This window comes from Desulfosporosinus sp. OT, from assembly GCF_000224515.1.
Classification (GTDB): Bacteria; Bacillota; Desulfitobacteriia; order Desulfitobacteriales; family Desulfitobacteriaceae; genus Desulfosporosinus.
The window spans coordinates 55952-71329 of the sequence record NZ_AGAF01000164.1 but is presented as its reverse complement, the minus strand read 5'-3'; the positions used below and the strand labels follow the sequence as shown (position 1 = coordinate 71329).

General features: G+C 45.5%; 15 protein-coding genes. 14 read left to right on the top strand and 1 reads right to left on the bottom strand.

From position 1 onward, the window contains the following. The 5 genes from DOT_RS15085 to DOT_RS15065 all read left to right on the top strand — a co-directional run. A partial coding sequence (locus DOT_RS15085) for a phosphopantothenoylcysteine decarboxylase (RefSeq protein WP_040412348.1) occupies positions 1-470 on the top strand: 470 nt, incomplete at its 5' end. Between the two features lie 5 nt (positions 471-475). Continuing rightward, positions 476-1666: a methionine adenosyltransferase gene (metK, locus tag DOT_RS15080; RefSeq protein WP_009620401.1), complete on the top strand. Its 1191-nt coding sequence runs from the start codon at positions 476-478 to the stop codon at positions 1664-1666. A 151-nt stretch (positions 1667-1817) separates the two neighbouring features. Next, positions 1818-2039 carry a hypothetical protein gene (locus tag DOT_RS15075; RefSeq protein ID WP_009620400.1) on the top strand — a complete coding sequence of 74 codons (222 nt, stop codon included), beginning with the start codon at positions 1818-1820 and terminating at the stop codon, positions 2037-2039. A 206-nt stretch (positions 2040-2245) separates the two neighbouring features. Next, positions 2246-3490, top strand: coding sequence for a phenylacetate--CoA ligase (locus DOT_RS15070; protein WP_009620398.1), 1245 nt, complete (start codon positions 2246-2248; stop codon positions 3488-3490). Positions 3491-3506: 16 nt separating this feature from the next. Beyond that, on the top strand, positions 3507-3908 hold the full coding sequence (locus tag DOT_RS15065; protein WP_009620397.1) for an ACT domain-containing protein: 402 nt from the start codon (positions 3507-3509) through the stop codon (positions 3906-3908). A gap of 55 nt (positions 3909-3963) precedes the next feature. Here the strand turns inward: DOT_RS15065 and DOT_RS15060 are convergent, their stop codons facing one another. Next, positions 3964-5229 (bottom strand): solute carrier family 23 protein, encoded by a 1266-nt coding sequence (locus DOT_RS15060; RefSeq protein WP_009620396.1) that lies wholly within the window; start codon positions 5227-5229, stop codon positions 3964-3966. Positions 5230-5608: 379 nt separating this feature from the next. On the opposite strand from DOT_RS15060, the gene priA reads away from it, so the two are divergent. From priA to DOT_RS15015, 9 genes are all read left to right on the top strand, one after another. Next, on the top strand, positions 5609-7906 hold the full coding sequence (gene priA / locus DOT_RS15055; protein ID WP_009620395.1) for a primosomal protein N': 2298 nt from the start codon (positions 5609-5611) through the stop codon (positions 7904-7906). A gap of 217 nt (positions 7907-8123) precedes the next feature. Then, entirely contained in the window at positions 8124-8576 is a 453-nt protein-coding gene (gene def, locus DOT_RS15050) for a peptide deformylase (RefSeq protein ID WP_009620394.1), read from the top strand. 440 nt (positions 8577-9016) lie between these two features. Beyond that, positions 9017-10009 carry a methionyl-tRNA formyltransferase gene (gene fmt / locus DOT_RS15045; protein ID WP_009620391.1) on the top strand — a complete coding sequence of 331 codons (993 nt, stop codon included), beginning with the start codon at positions 9017-9019 and terminating at the stop codon, positions 10007-10009. 156 nt (positions 10010-10165) lie between these two features. Beyond that, positions 10166-10855, top strand: coding sequence for a zinc metallopeptidase (locus DOT_RS15040; protein ID WP_009620389.1), 690 nt, complete (start codon positions 10166-10168; stop codon positions 10853-10855). Continuing rightward, positions 10848-12203: a 16S rRNA (cytosine(967)-C(5))-methyltransferase RsmB gene (rsmB, locus tag DOT_RS15035; protein WP_009620387.1), complete on the top strand. Its 1356-nt coding sequence runs from the start codon at positions 10848-10850 to the stop codon at positions 12201-12203. The genes DOT_RS15040 and rsmB overlap by 8 nt, the downstream gene beginning before the upstream one ends. Positions 12204-12271: 68 nt before the next feature. Continuing rightward, the gene (gene rlmN / locus DOT_RS15030) at positions 12272-13342 is read left to right on the top strand and encodes a 23S rRNA (adenine(2503)-C(2))-methyltransferase RlmN (protein WP_040412344.1); all 1071 of its coding nucleotides are present in this window, start codon (positions 12272-12274) and stop codon (positions 13340-13342) included. Further along, complete coding sequence (locus tag DOT_RS15025; protein WP_009620381.1) at positions 13339-14142, top strand: FhaA domain-containing protein; 804 nt, start codon at positions 13339-13341, stop codon at positions 14140-14142. The genes rlmN and DOT_RS15025 overlap by 4 nt, the downstream gene beginning before the upstream one ends. Positions 14143-14225: 83 nt before the next feature. Next, on the top strand, positions 14226-14675 hold the full coding sequence (locus tag DOT_RS15020) for an FHA domain-containing protein (RefSeq protein ID WP_009620379.1): 450 nt from the start codon (positions 14226-14228) through the stop codon (positions 14673-14675). Then, positions 14656-15375, top strand: a complete 720-nt coding sequence (locus DOT_RS15015; RefSeq protein ID WP_009620377.1) for a Stp1/IreP family PP2C-type Ser/Thr phosphatase — start codon at positions 14656-14658, stop codon at positions 15373-15375. Before DOT_RS15020 ends, DOT_RS15015 begins: the two co-directional genes overlap by 20 nt. Positions 15376-15378: the final 3 nt, after the last annotated feature.

Below are 15378 nucleotides of genomic sequence, written 5' to 3'. Positions count from 1 at the left end.
GAGTGTCTGTGCAGACGGCTCTGGAGATGTATGAAGCGGTCTTGGCACGTTTCTCTGAGGTGGATATTGTTGTTAAGGCTGCAGCGGTTGCGGATTACCGTCCTGCAGTTCAGGCGGAGCAAAAGATAAAGAAGGACGGGAGCAACCGTACGCTGGAGTTGATTCCGAACCCCGATATATTAGCTGAGCTGGGGCGCAAGAAAACTTCGCAGATCTTGATTGGGTTTGCAGCTGAAACCGAGAACCTCTTGACGAACGCTCAGAATAAAATGAATAGAAAAAATGTTAATCTTTTGGTAGCTAATGATGTTACTAAACCAGGTGCTGGCTTTGGCAGCCCGACTAACATTGTCAGTTTTCTCTTCCCTGACGGAAGAAGAATAGATTTCCCTCAGATGAGTAAACTTGAGGTTGGACGACATCTCGTTCGCGAGATTGCTGGTCTCCTCGGCGTCGAAACAAAGGAGTGAAATAATTGGTAAAAAAATTATTTACATCTGAGTCTGTGACAGAAGGGCATCCCGATAAAATCTGTGACCAAATTTCAGATGCTATTTTGGATGCGATTTTTGCGCAAGACCCTAATGCTCGAGTGGCTTGTGAAACGACCGTGACAACAGGTTTGGTTCTGGTCAGCGGTGAGATAACCACCTCATGCTATGTAGATATTCCCCATGTTGTAAGAGAGACAGTTCGAGAGGTCGGTTATACTCGAGCCAAATATGGCTTTGATGCCGATACCTGTGCCGTCTTAACTTCAATTGGAGAACAATCGGCGGATATTGCGTTGGGTGTGGATCAGGCCTTAGAATCAAAAACTGGCGAAATGACGGATAGTGATATTGAGTCCATCGGAGCTGGTGACCAGGGTATGATGTTCGGTTATGCAACCAATGAAAGCGAAAGCTATATGCCCTTGCCTATAGATTTAGCTCACCGTTTGGCGCGTAAACTTAGTGAAATGCGAAAATCTGGTCTTTTAAGTTATTTGCGTCCGGACGGTAAAACGCAGGTAACAGTGGAATATGAGGACAACAAACCGGTTCGGGTGGATACCATTGTAATCTCCACTCAGCATCATCCGGATGTTACTCAAGAGCAAATTCGACGGGATTTACTGCAATATGTTGTGTATCCGACCGTTCCTAAAGAGCTTTTAAATGAAGATACAAAGTATTTCATTAACCCAACAGGACGTTTCGTGATTGGCGGACCACAAGGGGACTGTGGTCTCACAGGGCGTAAAATTATTGTTGACACCTATGGAGGCATGGCTCGCCATGGCGGTGGTGCATTCTCTGGCAAGGATCCCACAAAGGTTGACCGTTCGGCAGCTTATGCAGCTCGTTATGTGGCAAAAAATGTAGTTGCTGCAGGGTTGGCGGACCGTTGTGAAATTCAGATTGCTTATGCCATCGGTGTGGCACGTCCAGTATCCGTTTCTGTTGAGACGTTTGGAACAGGGAAGATTGATGATGAGAAGATCGTTGACTTTATACTGCAGACGTTTGACCTTCGACCGGCAGGCATCATTAAAGCTCTCGATCTACGACGCCCAATTTATCGGCAAACAGCCGCTTATGGACATTTCGGTAGAACTGACCTGGATCTCCCCTGGGAAAGAACGGACAAGGCTGGAGCCTTGAAAAAGCTTGCTGGCTTGTAAGTTATTTGCTTGTTAGTTTTTGGTTATAGATAAAAGGAGTTCCTTCGCTCAAAGAAGTGAGGAGGAGCTCCTTTTTATTTAAATTTTTATAAAGAGTCTAGTTCAGGAAGCAAAAATGGGTTAAAATGATCTCAAGGGTGGTGAAGTCAAGGTGGACGACAAAATCATCATGGAGATGTTTAACAAGATTCTTGAACGTCTCGACGACAACACAGCGAGTATAGAGTCATTGAAAAAGGAAACACGCAATAACACTTCTAGAATAGAGTTATTGAAAGATGAAGTATGGAATAAAACATTAATGTTTGAGGGGATGCAAACAGACATTAAAACCATAGTTGAGGTGCAATATAATCAAATGAAGCAAAACTAGCGCCAGATTGACGAGAAAAACAGCCTCGTAGAGAGCGTCCTCAAACGTGTTTCCGCAGATATTGTAGATTTAAAAGATGATAAAAAATCAACTGACGAAATCCTTGGCCGTCACGAAGTGGCCATTAATAGTCTTAGACGTAGGCAGATTTAAAGTCTTTGTCAGCCGACAGAGATATAAAATTTATGGTAGAGAGGATCGCGGTAATGGAGAAACAATGGCTTGAGGGTCTTCGTAATACGGTAGAGCGTGTGTTGACAATTCCCTACTATCAAGAACGCTTTGGTGCGATAGGGATAAACCAAGCTGAGGATGTTAAGTCCCTTCGAGATTTTCAACGAATTCCTTTGACAACAAAAGAAGATTTACGGAAAAATTATCCGTTTGGGCTTTTTGCCGAACCTATGGAAAACATTGTCCGACTTCATGCCTCTTCAGGAACAACGGGCAAGCCTACGGTTGTAGGGTATACTCTCAATGACATAAAACTATGGGCAAAGATCGTGGCAAGTGAACTTGAGAGAGCAGGCGTAACTAAGCAGGATGTTGTTCAAATCGCCTACGGATATGGCTTGTTTACTGGAGGAATGGGACTACACTATGGTTGTGAAGAACTGGGTGCTGTCGTTGTTCCTATATCTGGTGGCAATACAGCTCGTCAACTGATGCTTATGCGGGATTTTGGGACAACTGTGTTGGCATGCACTCCATCTTATGCCTTATATCTAGCGGAAAGTCTTGAAGAATCAGGGATTTCTCGAGACGAATTGAAGTTGAAAATTGGGATCTTCGGTGCAGAGCCTTGGACAGAAGGAATGAGAGAACAAATCGAAGCGCGTTTAGGCATAAAAGCGTTTGATATCTATGGGCTCAGTGAGACCATGGGACCGGGTGTTGCTCTGGAATGTCCGGCTCATCAGGGATTACATATTGACGAACATTTTTATCCGGAAATTTTAGATGCTGAGGGAAATCCACTACCTGTTGGCGAACAAGGAGAGTTAGTTCTTACGAGTCTGGATAAAGAGGCCTTTCCAGTGTTACGCTATCGGACCAAAGACTTGACAACCTTACATTATGGCACGTGTTCCTGCGGAAATGTCGGTTGGACAATGGAACGCGTCACGGCTCGGGTGGATGATATGTTAATCATTCGAGGGGTCAATGTCTTTCCTAGTCAGGTTGAAGAGGCAATTCTTTCTTTGGGAGAATTTGAACCGCATTATCTGCTTGTTGTTTACCGTGTTGGGAGCTTGGATCAACTAGAAGTTCAGGTGGAAGTTGACGAAACCAGTTTCTTTGACGAAGTACGAGAGTTGGAAGGACGTCAAGAACGTTTGCAGAGGAGAATTGAAGAAATTCTGGGAATTTCGGTCCGTATACGTTTAGTAGAACCCAAAAGCATACCACGGAGTGAGGGAAAAGCCGTAAGAGTTGTTGATAAACGCTAAAAGGGAGGGTTCCAGTATGTTGCAATTATCTATTTTCCTGGAGAATGCAAAAGGACGGTTGGCTGAGGTGATAAGTCTTCTCGCCGAACTAAAGGTAAATTTGCGAGCCCTGTCGTTGGCGGATACCAAGGATTATGGAGTCTTACGTATTATTGTGGATGAACCTGAGGCGACCACGGAGAAGTTACGTGAACGAAAAGTCGTTGTTTCCTTAACGAAGGTCTGGGTACTTAAGGTTCCTGATCGTGCAGGTGGACTCGCCGAAATGCTCAACCAACTCGTTCAACATGATGTGGTAGTGGAGTACATGTATGCTTTTGTAGAAAAGGAGCATGAACAAGCCCAAGTGGTCATCCGAGTACAGGATCAGGATATTATGGAGAAGGCGATGCAGAAAATTAATTTACCGATAAGGTAGAGATAAATAAAGTAAGAGGCTCTTGTTTGACAAGAGCCTCTTACTTATTCTTTTGTTATTTCCGCTTGCTTTTTGGTTTGTTTTGCATTGCTGGGGTTGTTGTTTTGATCTCTTTGGTTTGTTCCTTTAGTACAAGGTTTAACGCTATTCCGACGATGGTTGCCCAGGCTACGCCGTGGTCAGGTAACCCAATACCGAGAGCGAAGATTACAGAGGCGATGATGAGGTTTTTAGTTTCGGAGAAATCTACTTTTGACTCGATAAGAGTGCGTATACCTGCTGTGCCGATCATCCCGAAGAGGAGGATGGTAACCCCACCCATAACGGCTGTAGGAATGGACATAATTGCGGCTTGTAAGGGGTTAAACACACTTAAGATGATAGCGATAAACGCTGCCATCCAGATATTAAAGTTACTGTAAACCTTTGTTACGGCAAGCACCCCAATGTTTTCACCGTAGGTGGTTACCGGAGGTCCGCCGAGGAAGCTAGCTACAACGGTGGCCAGACCATTACCTAAGAGGACTCGATGAAATCCAGGGTTTTCAATCGGATCTGAATGGGTAATATTCCCTAGCACAATCATGTGACCCAAATCTTCGATAATCGTTACTAGAGCGAGAGGAGCCATAGCTAAAATTGCTATCTTATCAAAGCTTGGTAGTTGGAAACCGCTTCCCAGTTTGACAGGGAAAACAATAAGATTGTTTAAGGATGAAAAGGACGCATAGATCGGTTTGAAATCAACAAGGCCCATAAAAGAGGCGACGATATATCCGGCAATAATGGCTAGAAGAATCGGAATGATTTTCAGGAAACCTTTGGCATACACGGAGAGTAATGCCGCGACGGCTAATGTGAAGGCGGCAATCGGCCAATTTTGAGCTGCCATACCCACGGCTGTTGAGGTGAGGCTTAATCCGATGATTGCGACGACGGGGCCAGCGACGATGGGGGGAACAATTTTGTGGATCCAACGGGTGCCAAAGGCAGCCATCAGAAGATAGATGATGATATACACCACACCGACGGCTAATGCGCCACCCATAGCTGCGGAAGGATTATGATTGGTTTTAACAAAGGTTGTTAAGGCTGCGATGTAAGCAAATGAAGAACCAAGATAGGCTGGAATTCGACTTTTCGTTAATAGTAGGAATATAATAGTGCCGATTCCAGAAGAGAGGAGAGCCACTGATGGGCTGAGACCGGTTAAAAAAGGAACAAGGACAGTAGCGCCAAACATTGCAAAGACATGTTGCAAGCCAAGCGGGATCGCTTGGACAAGAGGGAGTTTTTCGTGAATCTGAACTTCGGTTGACATGGTATTCCTCCTCTTTTTAAACCAAAAACCTCTTCCCTGCCCGCGAGCAAGAAAGAGGTATCCATGTTTGACCCATGGTGCGCCATTCCCTTCTTAGTCTCACGGGACTAATTTAAAGGTACAAGAATTTATGTGAGTAGATCATATCATAATCAATTGTATTTTGACAAGAGGTTATTAATTTCTCGCTTTCAACTAGGGGTTAGAATGTCAGATGATTGTATAAATGAAATGGGGCTTGTTTAGATCTAATATCTTTCTTTACTTAATAGTGGACAGAATGTGATAAAATATTAAGATGAGAAAAAATTTGATATAATGCTTCTGACCAAACGTTACTATCCGGCAAGGTTACTTTTTCCAGTAAGGAGGCGTCATTATGTTTCGCTATGCTGAGGTGTTAGTTGATATAGCAAATAGGCGCCTTGACCATAGCTATCATTATCTTATTCCTGAACATCTCACCTTAAAGATAGGTATGCGAGTACTCGTCTTTCTTCAAAATCGTAAGGTTCAGGGGCTTGTTGTGAATGTCACAGATGATCTGCCAGATGAGCTGGGTATGGTAAATCTCAAGTCTATTTTAGAAATTGTGGACGAGAATAGTCTTGTTCCACCGGATCTGATTGAACTCGCCCATTGGTTAGCCCAAACGACGATCTGTTCAGTGGCTCAAAGCCTACATACGGTTTGGCCACTTCTAAACGGAAAGGTCGAAGAGTGGATTAGTCTCAAGGCCGCTATTTCGGATACAGATGTTCAGACTCTGCAGTGGCTGGATTTGGATGCCTTCCGAGCGATCACAGTACTTAACCGCGCAAGGAGTAAGGCTATTCCGCATAAGACCTTCTTGAAACGAGCAAATATCTCGGAGGCGACGCTTGACAAACTCCTGCAACAAGGGTGGGCGAAAAGAGAAACTCGCTTTATTTCAAAGGGTGAAGGAGCATTAAAGAGCGGTTCTGTTAATGCAGGCACTTCAGGGGAAGCGCCTCTAAGCCAAGCAGAAGTAGTTGTTGACCGCGACCTTTATTCGGGGCGGACTTACCAACTTACCGGGGAGCAAACTACGGCAGTGAGAGGCGTTTTAGCTGCTTTAGAGGAAGGGTCGCCTCTAACCATTTTATTACATGGTGTGACAGGCAGTGGAAAAACGGCGGTTTATCGCGAGCTGATTACCCAGATATTAGCTCAAGGCGGAGATGCAATTCTGCTTGTGCCGGAAATTTCTTTAACATCTCAAGTTGCCCGTTACTTTGAAACCCAATTCGGCGGTCAAGTGATTGTCCTGCACTCGGGTTTACGATCAAGGGAAAAAATGAAGGCCTGGGCGGACATTTTGAACGGTCAGAAGAGGATTGTCATTGGAGCCCGTTCGGCCGTGTTCGCCCCTTTATTGAATTTGAGGCTCATTATTTTAGATGAGGAACATGATGGAGCGTATAAACAAGATGAGAACCCCAAATATCATGCGCGGGATGTCGCCCGTAAACGGATGGAACAACTCAAGGGCGTCGTCTTGCTGGGGAGTGCAACACCTTCTTTAGAAGCCTACGCCGCTGCACAATCAGGTAAAATACGCTTGCTAACGATGACTCAGAGGATCGGAGAAAGTGTTCTACCGCCGGTTGAGGTCGTAGATATGCGCGAGGAACTTATGCAGGGAAACCGCAGTATGTTTTCCCTTCTGCTGCAACAAAAGTTGCGGGAAAGGTTGGAGCGGGGCGAGCAAACAATGCTTTTCCTGAACCGCAGAGGATATTCTACTTTTGTGGTGTGCAGGGAATGTGGCTACGTGGTCAATTGTCCCAATTGTGATATAGCTCTAACGTATCATACCCAAGGTCAGGCGATGCGCTGTCATTATTGTAATCACAAAGAGCCTCCTCCGCTAACGTGTCCGGATTGTGGTAGTCGATATATTCGGTTCTTTGGGCAGGGCACACAGCGTGTGGAAGAGGAGCTGCAAGGCTTGTTTCCGGACGCCTCCATATTACGTTTGGACTTTGATACGACACGATCAGGCAAAGGCCATCATACGATTTTGGAAAGTTTTCGCCGCCAAGAAGCTTCTATTTTAGTTGGTACGCAGATGATGGCTAAAGGACTGGACTTCCCAAATGTTACCTTGGTCGGAGTGATAGCTGCGGATCAAATGCTCAATATGCCCGATTTTCGAGCCAGAGAACGGACGTTTCAACTATTAACTCAGGTTGCTGGTCGAGCGGGCCGGAGTATCAAACCGGGTGAGGTTGTGATTCAAACGTATTCTCCAAGCGATGGTGCCCTTGTGCGAGCTGCGCATCATGATTTCCAGGGGTTTTTCTGGGAAGAGATTCGCTATCGCAAAGAACGAAATTATCCGCCGTACACTCATATTATTCGTGTTCTTCTCCTCCATGAAAAAGAGGATCGGGTCATAAAAGGGGCTAATGATTTGGGGGTATGTTTACAGCAAGGAATGCATCACCCTAAATTTGGAAATACTGAATTGGATATTCTGGGGCCTGCACCAGCCGTTTTATCGAGACTAAAGAACCAATGGAGATGGCAAATATCTGTCAAAGGCATACGTCTGGATCTGCTCAGGTCATTTATGCATCAAGGGGTACAACAGTTTTTTAATAGTCCGGCCAGCAGTGGCATAATTTTAAACATTGAAGTGGATCCACTTTAATAGTTAAAAATTACTTTTTATAAAAGCAAAGTTTAATGATTAAAGACATATAATGCGATGTGCGAAGTTCGATGCTCGATGCTCGATATGGAAGGCACGATGCTATTATTTTTTTAAACCTATGAGTATTGACCTCGCCTAGAGGTTAGTTAAGGAATATAAACAGGTGAGCCACAAAGACATAAAATTAGGGCTTTATTGAAAGGAGTAAACGAAGATGGCTGTTTATCAGATCGTAGAAATAGGCGCAGATGTACTGCGTGAAAAAGCAAAAGAGGTCAAGGAAATTAATCCGTCCATTATAAAACTACTGGATAACATGGTTGATACTATGTTTGCTGCCGATGGTGTCGGATTAGCTGCTCCTCAAATCGGAGTATCCAAGCGGGTTATTGTCGTAAAAGTTGATGACGTGCTGGTTGAACTCATCAATCCAATAATATTGGAAAAATATGGATCAAACAGTGCTGAGGAAGGGTGTCTCAGCATACCAAATATTACGGGGGATGTGGTACGGGCTGCTAGAATTCGTGTTCAGGGGCTAAATCGTCAAGGAGAAATGTTGGACTTTCAGGCGGATCGTTTGTTAGCTCGTGCTTTGCAACACGAGATTGATCATTTGGAGGGAATATTGTTTGTCGATGTTGCGAAGAAAACTTATCGGAGTTGATGAGGGAAGTGCGATGGAGGTCCGACGGGGGAGGAGCGTTTTCTGCACGCGTCTTCTCGTTACGCCGCTGACTCGCTGGACGGTTCGCGAGCGCGCCAAACCTCTGGGCAAACTGCAAGTTAACCGCTGGCGCCCTGACGGGGACGCGGACCGTCGGCGCTCATCTGGACCGCGGCTTCACTAAAGCATCCGCTTAGCAGAAAACGCTCCTCTGGGGCGGGGCTGTGTAGAGTTGAATGTAGTCGCTTAGCAGAAATCGCGCCTCTGAGGCAAGTCTTTGGAGTGTGAATGAATCGTTTAGAGAAAATGCTTCTCTGAGGCGGGGCTTTAGAGAGTAATGCAGTCGCTTTGCATAAAGGCCCCTAGGGCTTGGCTTTCACAGGCTTAGACTATGGGCTGCGAACCACGAACCACGAACAACAAGTAAGGGGGGTATGAATATGCGATTAGTTTTTATGGGTACACCTGATTTTGCCGTACCCTCTTTACAGGCCTTGGTTAAGGGCGGACATGAGGTTGTTGGGGTCTTTACTCAACCTGATCGGCCGGCTGGGCGAGGGAAAAACCTAAAACCTAGTCCTGTTAAAGTAGCGGCAGAGGAGTTAGGGTTACCTATATTTCAACCTGAGAAGATAAAAACTCCGGAAGGAATTCAGCAGCTACGGGCTTTAGCCCCGGAGAGCATTATTGTTGTTGCCTACGGACAAATCTTATCGAGAGAAATTTTACAGTTGCCTTCTAAAGGGTGTATAAATGTTCACGCTTCGTTGCTTCCTTCATACCGTGGGGCAGCGCCGATTCATTGGGCGGTTATGAAGGGGGAAACCCATACTGGAGTGACTACTATGCTTATGGACGAAGGTTTGGATACGGGAGATATGTTGCTAAAAGGAGAAATCCTAATTTCTAATGAAGCAACGACGGGTGAGATTCATGATGAGTTAGCTTCTTTGGGAGGAAAACTCCTAATAGACACGTTAAGTGAGTTGGAATTGGGGAGGCTATTTGCTACACCACAAACGGGTAAGTCAAATTATGCCCCCCTTCTGAAACGTGAACATGAACAATTAGATTGGTCACGTAAAGCGGCTGAGCTACATCATCAGATTCGAGGATTAAACCCTTGGCCGGGAGCGTTTACGACCTTTCGAGGAGAAAACCTGAAGATCTGGCGAAGCGCTCCCTTTCTAGGCACTGATAAGAATGTGGGGGCGGAAGGGACAAGGTTTGAACCTCGAATCTCGAACTTTGAACCTCGCGTTAAGGCGGCTGAGCCAGGTCAAATTCTTCAGGTGCTGGAGGATAGTTTAGTGGTTCAGACAGGTGATGGAGTCCTTCAGATATTGGAGGTCCAGCCAGCAGGGAAACGTGCCATGCTAGCTAGAGATTTTTTTAATGGTCGGCATGGCCAAGCAGGAGAAAAATTTGCTTAAGGATTCATTGCCACAGGCGTGGGGCCTAATATTAGAAATAGGGACCTTTGACCTCGAACTTCGAACTTTAACTTTGACTTGTGTCACGCGCATCGAACTATAAGTAGAGACTTGAACTTTCCGCCAAATTCAAGCAAGTAGAATGGAGGTTAAATTATGTATTTTGGGGGCGCCTCAATAGTTCTCTTAATTCCAGCCATCTTATTGTCGTTATACGCTCAATTTAAAATTTCCACTGCCTACAAACAATACTCTGAAATTCGATCTCAATCAGGGCTTACAGGGGCACAGGTTGCACGGGCGCTCTTGAATAGCAATGGATTATACGATGTTAAGGTCGAACCAATTGGAGGACGTCTTTCTGACCACTACGATCCGCGTACTAGGGTTATTAAACTCAGTGAAGACGTTTATCGGAGCAGTTCACTTTCTTCTGTGGCGGTAGCCGCTCATGAAACGGGACATGCGTTACAACACGCGACAGATTATTTCCCATTGCAACTTAGGTCATCTTTTGTCCCTGTCGCTAACTTCGGTAGCGGGGCGGGTCCGATGTTGATCATGATTGGCCTTTTCATGCCGAGCTTTAACTGGCTTCTTCAGTTGGGAATTTTTGCTTTCGCCTTTGCTGTGCTTTTCCAGATCATAACTCTTCCGGTGGAATACAATGCCAGTCATCGAGCATTGTCTCTATTACAGAAGGAAAATCTGCTGCGCAGCGAGGAAGTGCGCGGCGCACGCTCTGTGTTAAATGCGGCCGCTTTAACCTATGTGGCAGCGGCGTTGTCTGCTGTGCTTCAGTTAGCACGATTAATTTTGATTGCTCGGGGTAGAAGTGATGATTAAAGAAACAGCTCGAGGGATGGCGGTTCATATGCTGACCCGTGTTGAGGTAGAAGGAGCGTATGCTAATCTCTTGCTCCAGAAAAATGTTGGCAAGCTAACCGATTCTCGAGACCGTCAATTTGTAACTTTATTGGTCAATGGTGCGCTTAAACATCGGCTAACCTTGGATTATGTGTTGCGCAAGTATTTAAGTAAGCCAATGTCGGCGCTTCCTCATGAGGTTAGGGCTATTTTGCGTATTGGGGCTTTCCAACTGCTTTATGTGGATAAAGTTCCAGATGCGGTTGCAGTTAATGAGAGTGTAGAGTTAGCGAAACTATTCCCGAAATACACAGGCTTAGTGAATGTCGTTTTACGCAAGGTTATGAATCAGGGGTGGGATTTTTCTTGGCCGGATGAGAAACGTGAAACTGTACGCTATCTTTCAGTGCGCTATTCTCACCCCGAATGGATGATTCAGCGTTGGTTAAAACGCTGGGGTCTGGAGGAAACAGAAGCCTTATGCCGAGCTAATAATGAGTCTGCTCAAACTTGGATCCGCACAAATACGCTAAAGATCTCACGTGAAGATTTAATGGATCGTCTTACACAAGAAGGAATTACAGTCGAAGTCGGAACTCGGATTCCAGAAAGTCTGAGAATCCAGAATTTCGGTTCCTTAGAAAGAGTTGAGAGTTTCTGTGAGGGACTTTTTACGGTTCAGGATGAAAGCTCTCAACTAGTTGCTCATGTGGTCGCCCCTAAACCTGGCCAAAATGTCTTGGATGCTTGTAGTGCCCCTGGTGGGAAAACTACGCATTTGGCCCAGATGATGGGGAATGAGGGAGAAATCCTAGCATTTGATGTTCATGCTCATAAACTTGAATTCATTGATCAGTTAGCCCAAAGATTAGGTATCACGATAATCCAACCTCAGTTAGGTGACGCCCGGGATTTGCCAGGCATAAAACTCGGTTCGCAGCAGCGTGTGTTAGTGGATGCTCCTTGCTCAGGTTTGGGTGTTCTCCGACGGAGAGCTGATCTACGTTGGCGGAAAGAAGAACAGGACATCAAGGATTTGCCCCAACTTCAGCTTGCGATCTTAGAAAGAGCGGCGTCTTGCGTTGCAGTCGGGGGGGATTTGATTTACTCAACCTGCACAATCGAACCAGAAGAAAATTTTGAACTGGTCAAGAAATTTCGCTCAGAGCATCCGGAATTTGAGCCAGTCAACCTAGTGGAGAACTTGCCCTTTACTTTACAAGATTCAAGAGAAATTCAACAAGCTAGTAAAGGAATGCTGCAACTTCTACCACATCGCCATGGAATGGACGGATTTTTCTTGGCGAAATTCCGGCGCACTAGTTAGAAAGCATAAACTGATGTTGATATACTTTTCTTTAATAGGAAGTTTAACTGGAGTGAATTGGGTGAATAATAAATAATATGGTAATTGATTTGCGCGGATGTTCCGAAGATGAGCTGATACGGATCTGTCAAGAGATCGGTTTAAAACGGTTTCGGGCGATTCAATTGTTCCAATGGGTGCAACAGAAAGCAGTACGCACCTGGGATGAAATGAATAACATAGGGAAGGGTGACCGACAAGCTTTAAGATCTCACTTGCATTTGTATCCTTTGGAACGAGTGCGTGAACAACGTTCAGAAGACGGCACGCGGAAGTATTTATTTCGACTTGAAGATGGGGAGACGATCGAGTGTGTCTTAATGGACTATGCAAGGACTAGCTCACGTGATAGGCATACGGTATGTGTCTCTACTCAAGTGGGATGCGCCGTAGGTTGCGCATTTTGTGCTACTGGGTTGGAAGGGTTTCGGAGAAACTTAACTGTTGCTGAGATTGTGGGTCAAGTCTTGGATATTACCCATTTTGTTCGTCAGGAAGACCCGGAATTTCAGGTGACTAACATTGTCTTTATGGGTATGGGGGAACCCCTTCTCAATTATGATCAGGTTCTTCAGGCGATCCTACTTTTGAATCATGGACAGGGGCTAAATATTGGCATGCGGCGGATGACGATTTCAACCAGTGGAGTTGTGCCTCGGATTATTCAACTGGCTAAAGATAATCCTCAAGTGGGTCTGGCAGTATCTCTTCATGCAGCGCAGGATAAAGTCAGAAATGATTTGATTCCTATGAATCGGCGTTATCCACTGGCCCAGCTTATGGAGGCCTGCCAAGAGTATACCCAAATTACGCATCGACGGATTACCTTTGAGGTCGCCTTGACGGCTGAAAATGCAAAACGGGAAGAAGCTCAGGCGCTGGCCAGATTACTAAGAGGACAGCTAGGACATGTAAATTTGATTCCGGTTAATCCTGTGGCAGGGACCGGAATGGAGCGCCCCGATCCGGAGCTTATGAGAAGGTTTGCCCAGGTGTTAGAAGACGCTGGAATTTCTGTTTCGTCACGTGAGGAACGGGGTGTGGATATTGACGCAGCTTGCGGTCAACTTCGTCGACAGTGGGAGGGGGAGTTAAAATGAGCCTATTGGCCCGATTTGAAGGGATGGCCGAATATCTATTTACCGGAGCTTTCAAAAAAGGTGCTGCCCGCCTTCAACCAGTAGAAATTGCCAAAGAACTTGTGAAGGCGATGCTTAAGAATAAGCAGGTCAGCATTTCACAAGTATATGTACCGAACATCTACCGAGTTTATCTTCATTCCAGTGACTGGGGGTCATTGGCTAGTTTTGGGGATGTGTTTCTCATCGAACTCTCCAAATATTTATTTGCTGAAGCGGCTAGAAATGGGTATACGTTTTTATCTAAACCGGCGATCGAGCTGCATTCAGATGAAACTGTTAATCCTCGAGAAATGGTTATTGAAGTAGATTTTGATGACTCGATTGACGTAGATTGGGGAGATGAAGAAGAAAGAGAAAAAGACGCCGAGGAAGAACTTGATTGGCGCGAAAGTACAACCATTTTTAAAGAGAGTTTCAAGCCAAACTTATTGGATCAGGGTCGAAAAGGAAGGAATTCAGAGTACTTTCTCGAAGTGATAGAAGGACCCGATATTGGTCAATCATTTGCGCTGAAGGATACGGAAGTTTTCATTGGTCGCCATGGGCAATGTGAGTTGGTACTTCATGATCCTGAGGTTTCGCGGCGGCATCTTAAGATTTCGCCTGGAGAGAATGGTTGGTGGTTGGATGATTTGGGAAGCACAAATGGTTCACTTGTGAATGGACAAAGAATTAAGCATCAGTTGGCAGCTCCTGGGGACCGTATTCAAATCGGACAAAGTGTACTGGTCATACAAAGATCACCTCGGGGGGCGTGAATTTAAACTGGGAGTTTGTGAGTTTAAGTCGCTGACTTCTGGCTTCCGACTTCCGACTTCCGATTTCCGGCTAGGAGGGTTGTATGCAATTAGTATTTGTCATTGGACGGCTGGCTTTTGTCGCCCTTATCTATCTTTTTATATTCCGCATCTTTACAGCACTGATGGCTGATCTCCAAATGAAGGGGATTTTTCAACGTCCGCTTAATGAATATGGACGGCTAGAGGTACTGACCGGGGCAGAAGGGCTTTCTCGAGGGAGTGTTTTCCGTGTGGATGGCAAAGGGTTGCGTTTAGGGCGTGGCAAGCACAATGACATTGTTTTACCGGATCATTTTGCTTCTATTGACCATGCTGTTTTTAGGTTGCAAAAAGGACAAACCATTGTGGAAGACCTAGGAAGTACGAATGGAACCTGGGTTAATGGAGAGCAAATTCATTCTCCAGTTCAATTGGTTGCAGGAGATTATGTGAAAATTGGAAGTATTACATTCCAATACTCGAGGTGGCAAAATGAGAGTACTAAGCTTTAGTGAAAAAGGGTGTATTCGAAAAAATAATGAAGATTCTTTTTTGGTGTCGCCTGCACAAGGCCTATATGCTGTGGCCGATGGCATGGGGGGGCACCGTGCGGGAGAAGTGGCCTCTTCGACCGCTTTGCAAGAGTTGGAAAAAAGGGCACCTCGTTTTGTTGAGTTCGAGGACCAGGCGCTAGAAAGCGAGTTGACTGAGGCCTTTGTTCAAGCGAATCGTGTCGTTTATGAATCTTCAACAACTGAGCCGGAAAATGCTGGGATGGGAACGACTCTGACAGTTTTGCTGGTGCGCAGCAAGACAGTCGTTATTGCTCATGTTGGCGACAGTCGCGCTTATTTATGGCGCGATGAGGTGTTAACTTCCTTAACAACAGACCATTCGTTGGTTGGTGAACTTGTGCGGTTAGGACAGATCTCCCAAGAAGAAGCTGAAAAACATCCTCAACGGCATGTGCTGATGCGCGCAGTAGGAGCGGAACCTGAGATTGAACTGGATTGCAGGAGTATGAGTTTGCAGATAGGCGATGTTTTCCTTTTGTGCACTGACGGGTTTTCCAATATGATCAGTAATCAAGAACTTGCCGAAGCATTTCTCGAAGCGGGCTCCTGGGAAGAAAGATTTGAGAGATTGCGTAAGCTTACCTTAGAACGAGGTGCGCCGGATAATTTCACAGCCTTGTGCTGTATTTTGGAGTAAGCT

Coding starts and splice junctions, on each gene's coding strand:
- DOT_RS15070 (WP_009620398.1), top strand. CDS start 2,246: ATGGAGAAACAATGGCTTGAGGGTCTTCGTAATACGGTAGAGCGTGTG.
- DOT_RS15065 (WP_009620397.1), top strand. CDS start 3,507: ATGTTGCAATTATCTATTTTCCTGGAGAATGCAAAAGGACGGTTGGCT.
- DOT_RS15060 (WP_009620396.1), bottom strand. CDS start 5,229: ATGTCAACCGAAGTTCAGATTCACGAAAAACTCCCTCTTGTCCAAGCG.
- rsmB (WP_009620387.1), top strand. CDS start 10,848: ATGATTAAAGAAACAGCTCGAGGGATGGCGGTTCATATGCTGACCCGT.
- DOT_RS15040 (WP_009620389.1), top strand. CDS start 10,166: ATGTATTTTGGGGGCGCCTCAATAGTTCTCTTAATTCCAGCCATCTTA.
- priA (WP_009620395.1), top strand. CDS start 5,609: ATGTTTCGCTATGCTGAGGTGTTAGTTGATATAGCAAATAGGCGCCTT.
- def (WP_009620394.1), top strand. CDS start 8,124: ATGGCTGTTTATCAGATCGTAGAAATAGGCGCAGATGTACTGCGTGAA.
- DOT_RS15015 (WP_009620377.1), top strand. CDS start 14,656: ATGAGAGTACTAAGCTTTAGTGAAAAAGGGTGTATTCGAAAAAATAAT.
- fmt (WP_009620391.1), top strand. CDS start 9,017: ATGCGATTAGTTTTTATGGGTACACCTGATTTTGCCGTACCCTCTTTA.
- DOT_RS15025 (WP_009620381.1), top strand. CDS start 13,339: ATGAGCCTATTGGCCCGATTTGAAGGGATGGCCGAATATCTATTTACC.
- DOT_RS15020 (WP_009620379.1), top strand. CDS start 14,226: ATGCAATTAGTATTTGTCATTGGACGGCTGGCTTTTGTCGCCCTTATC.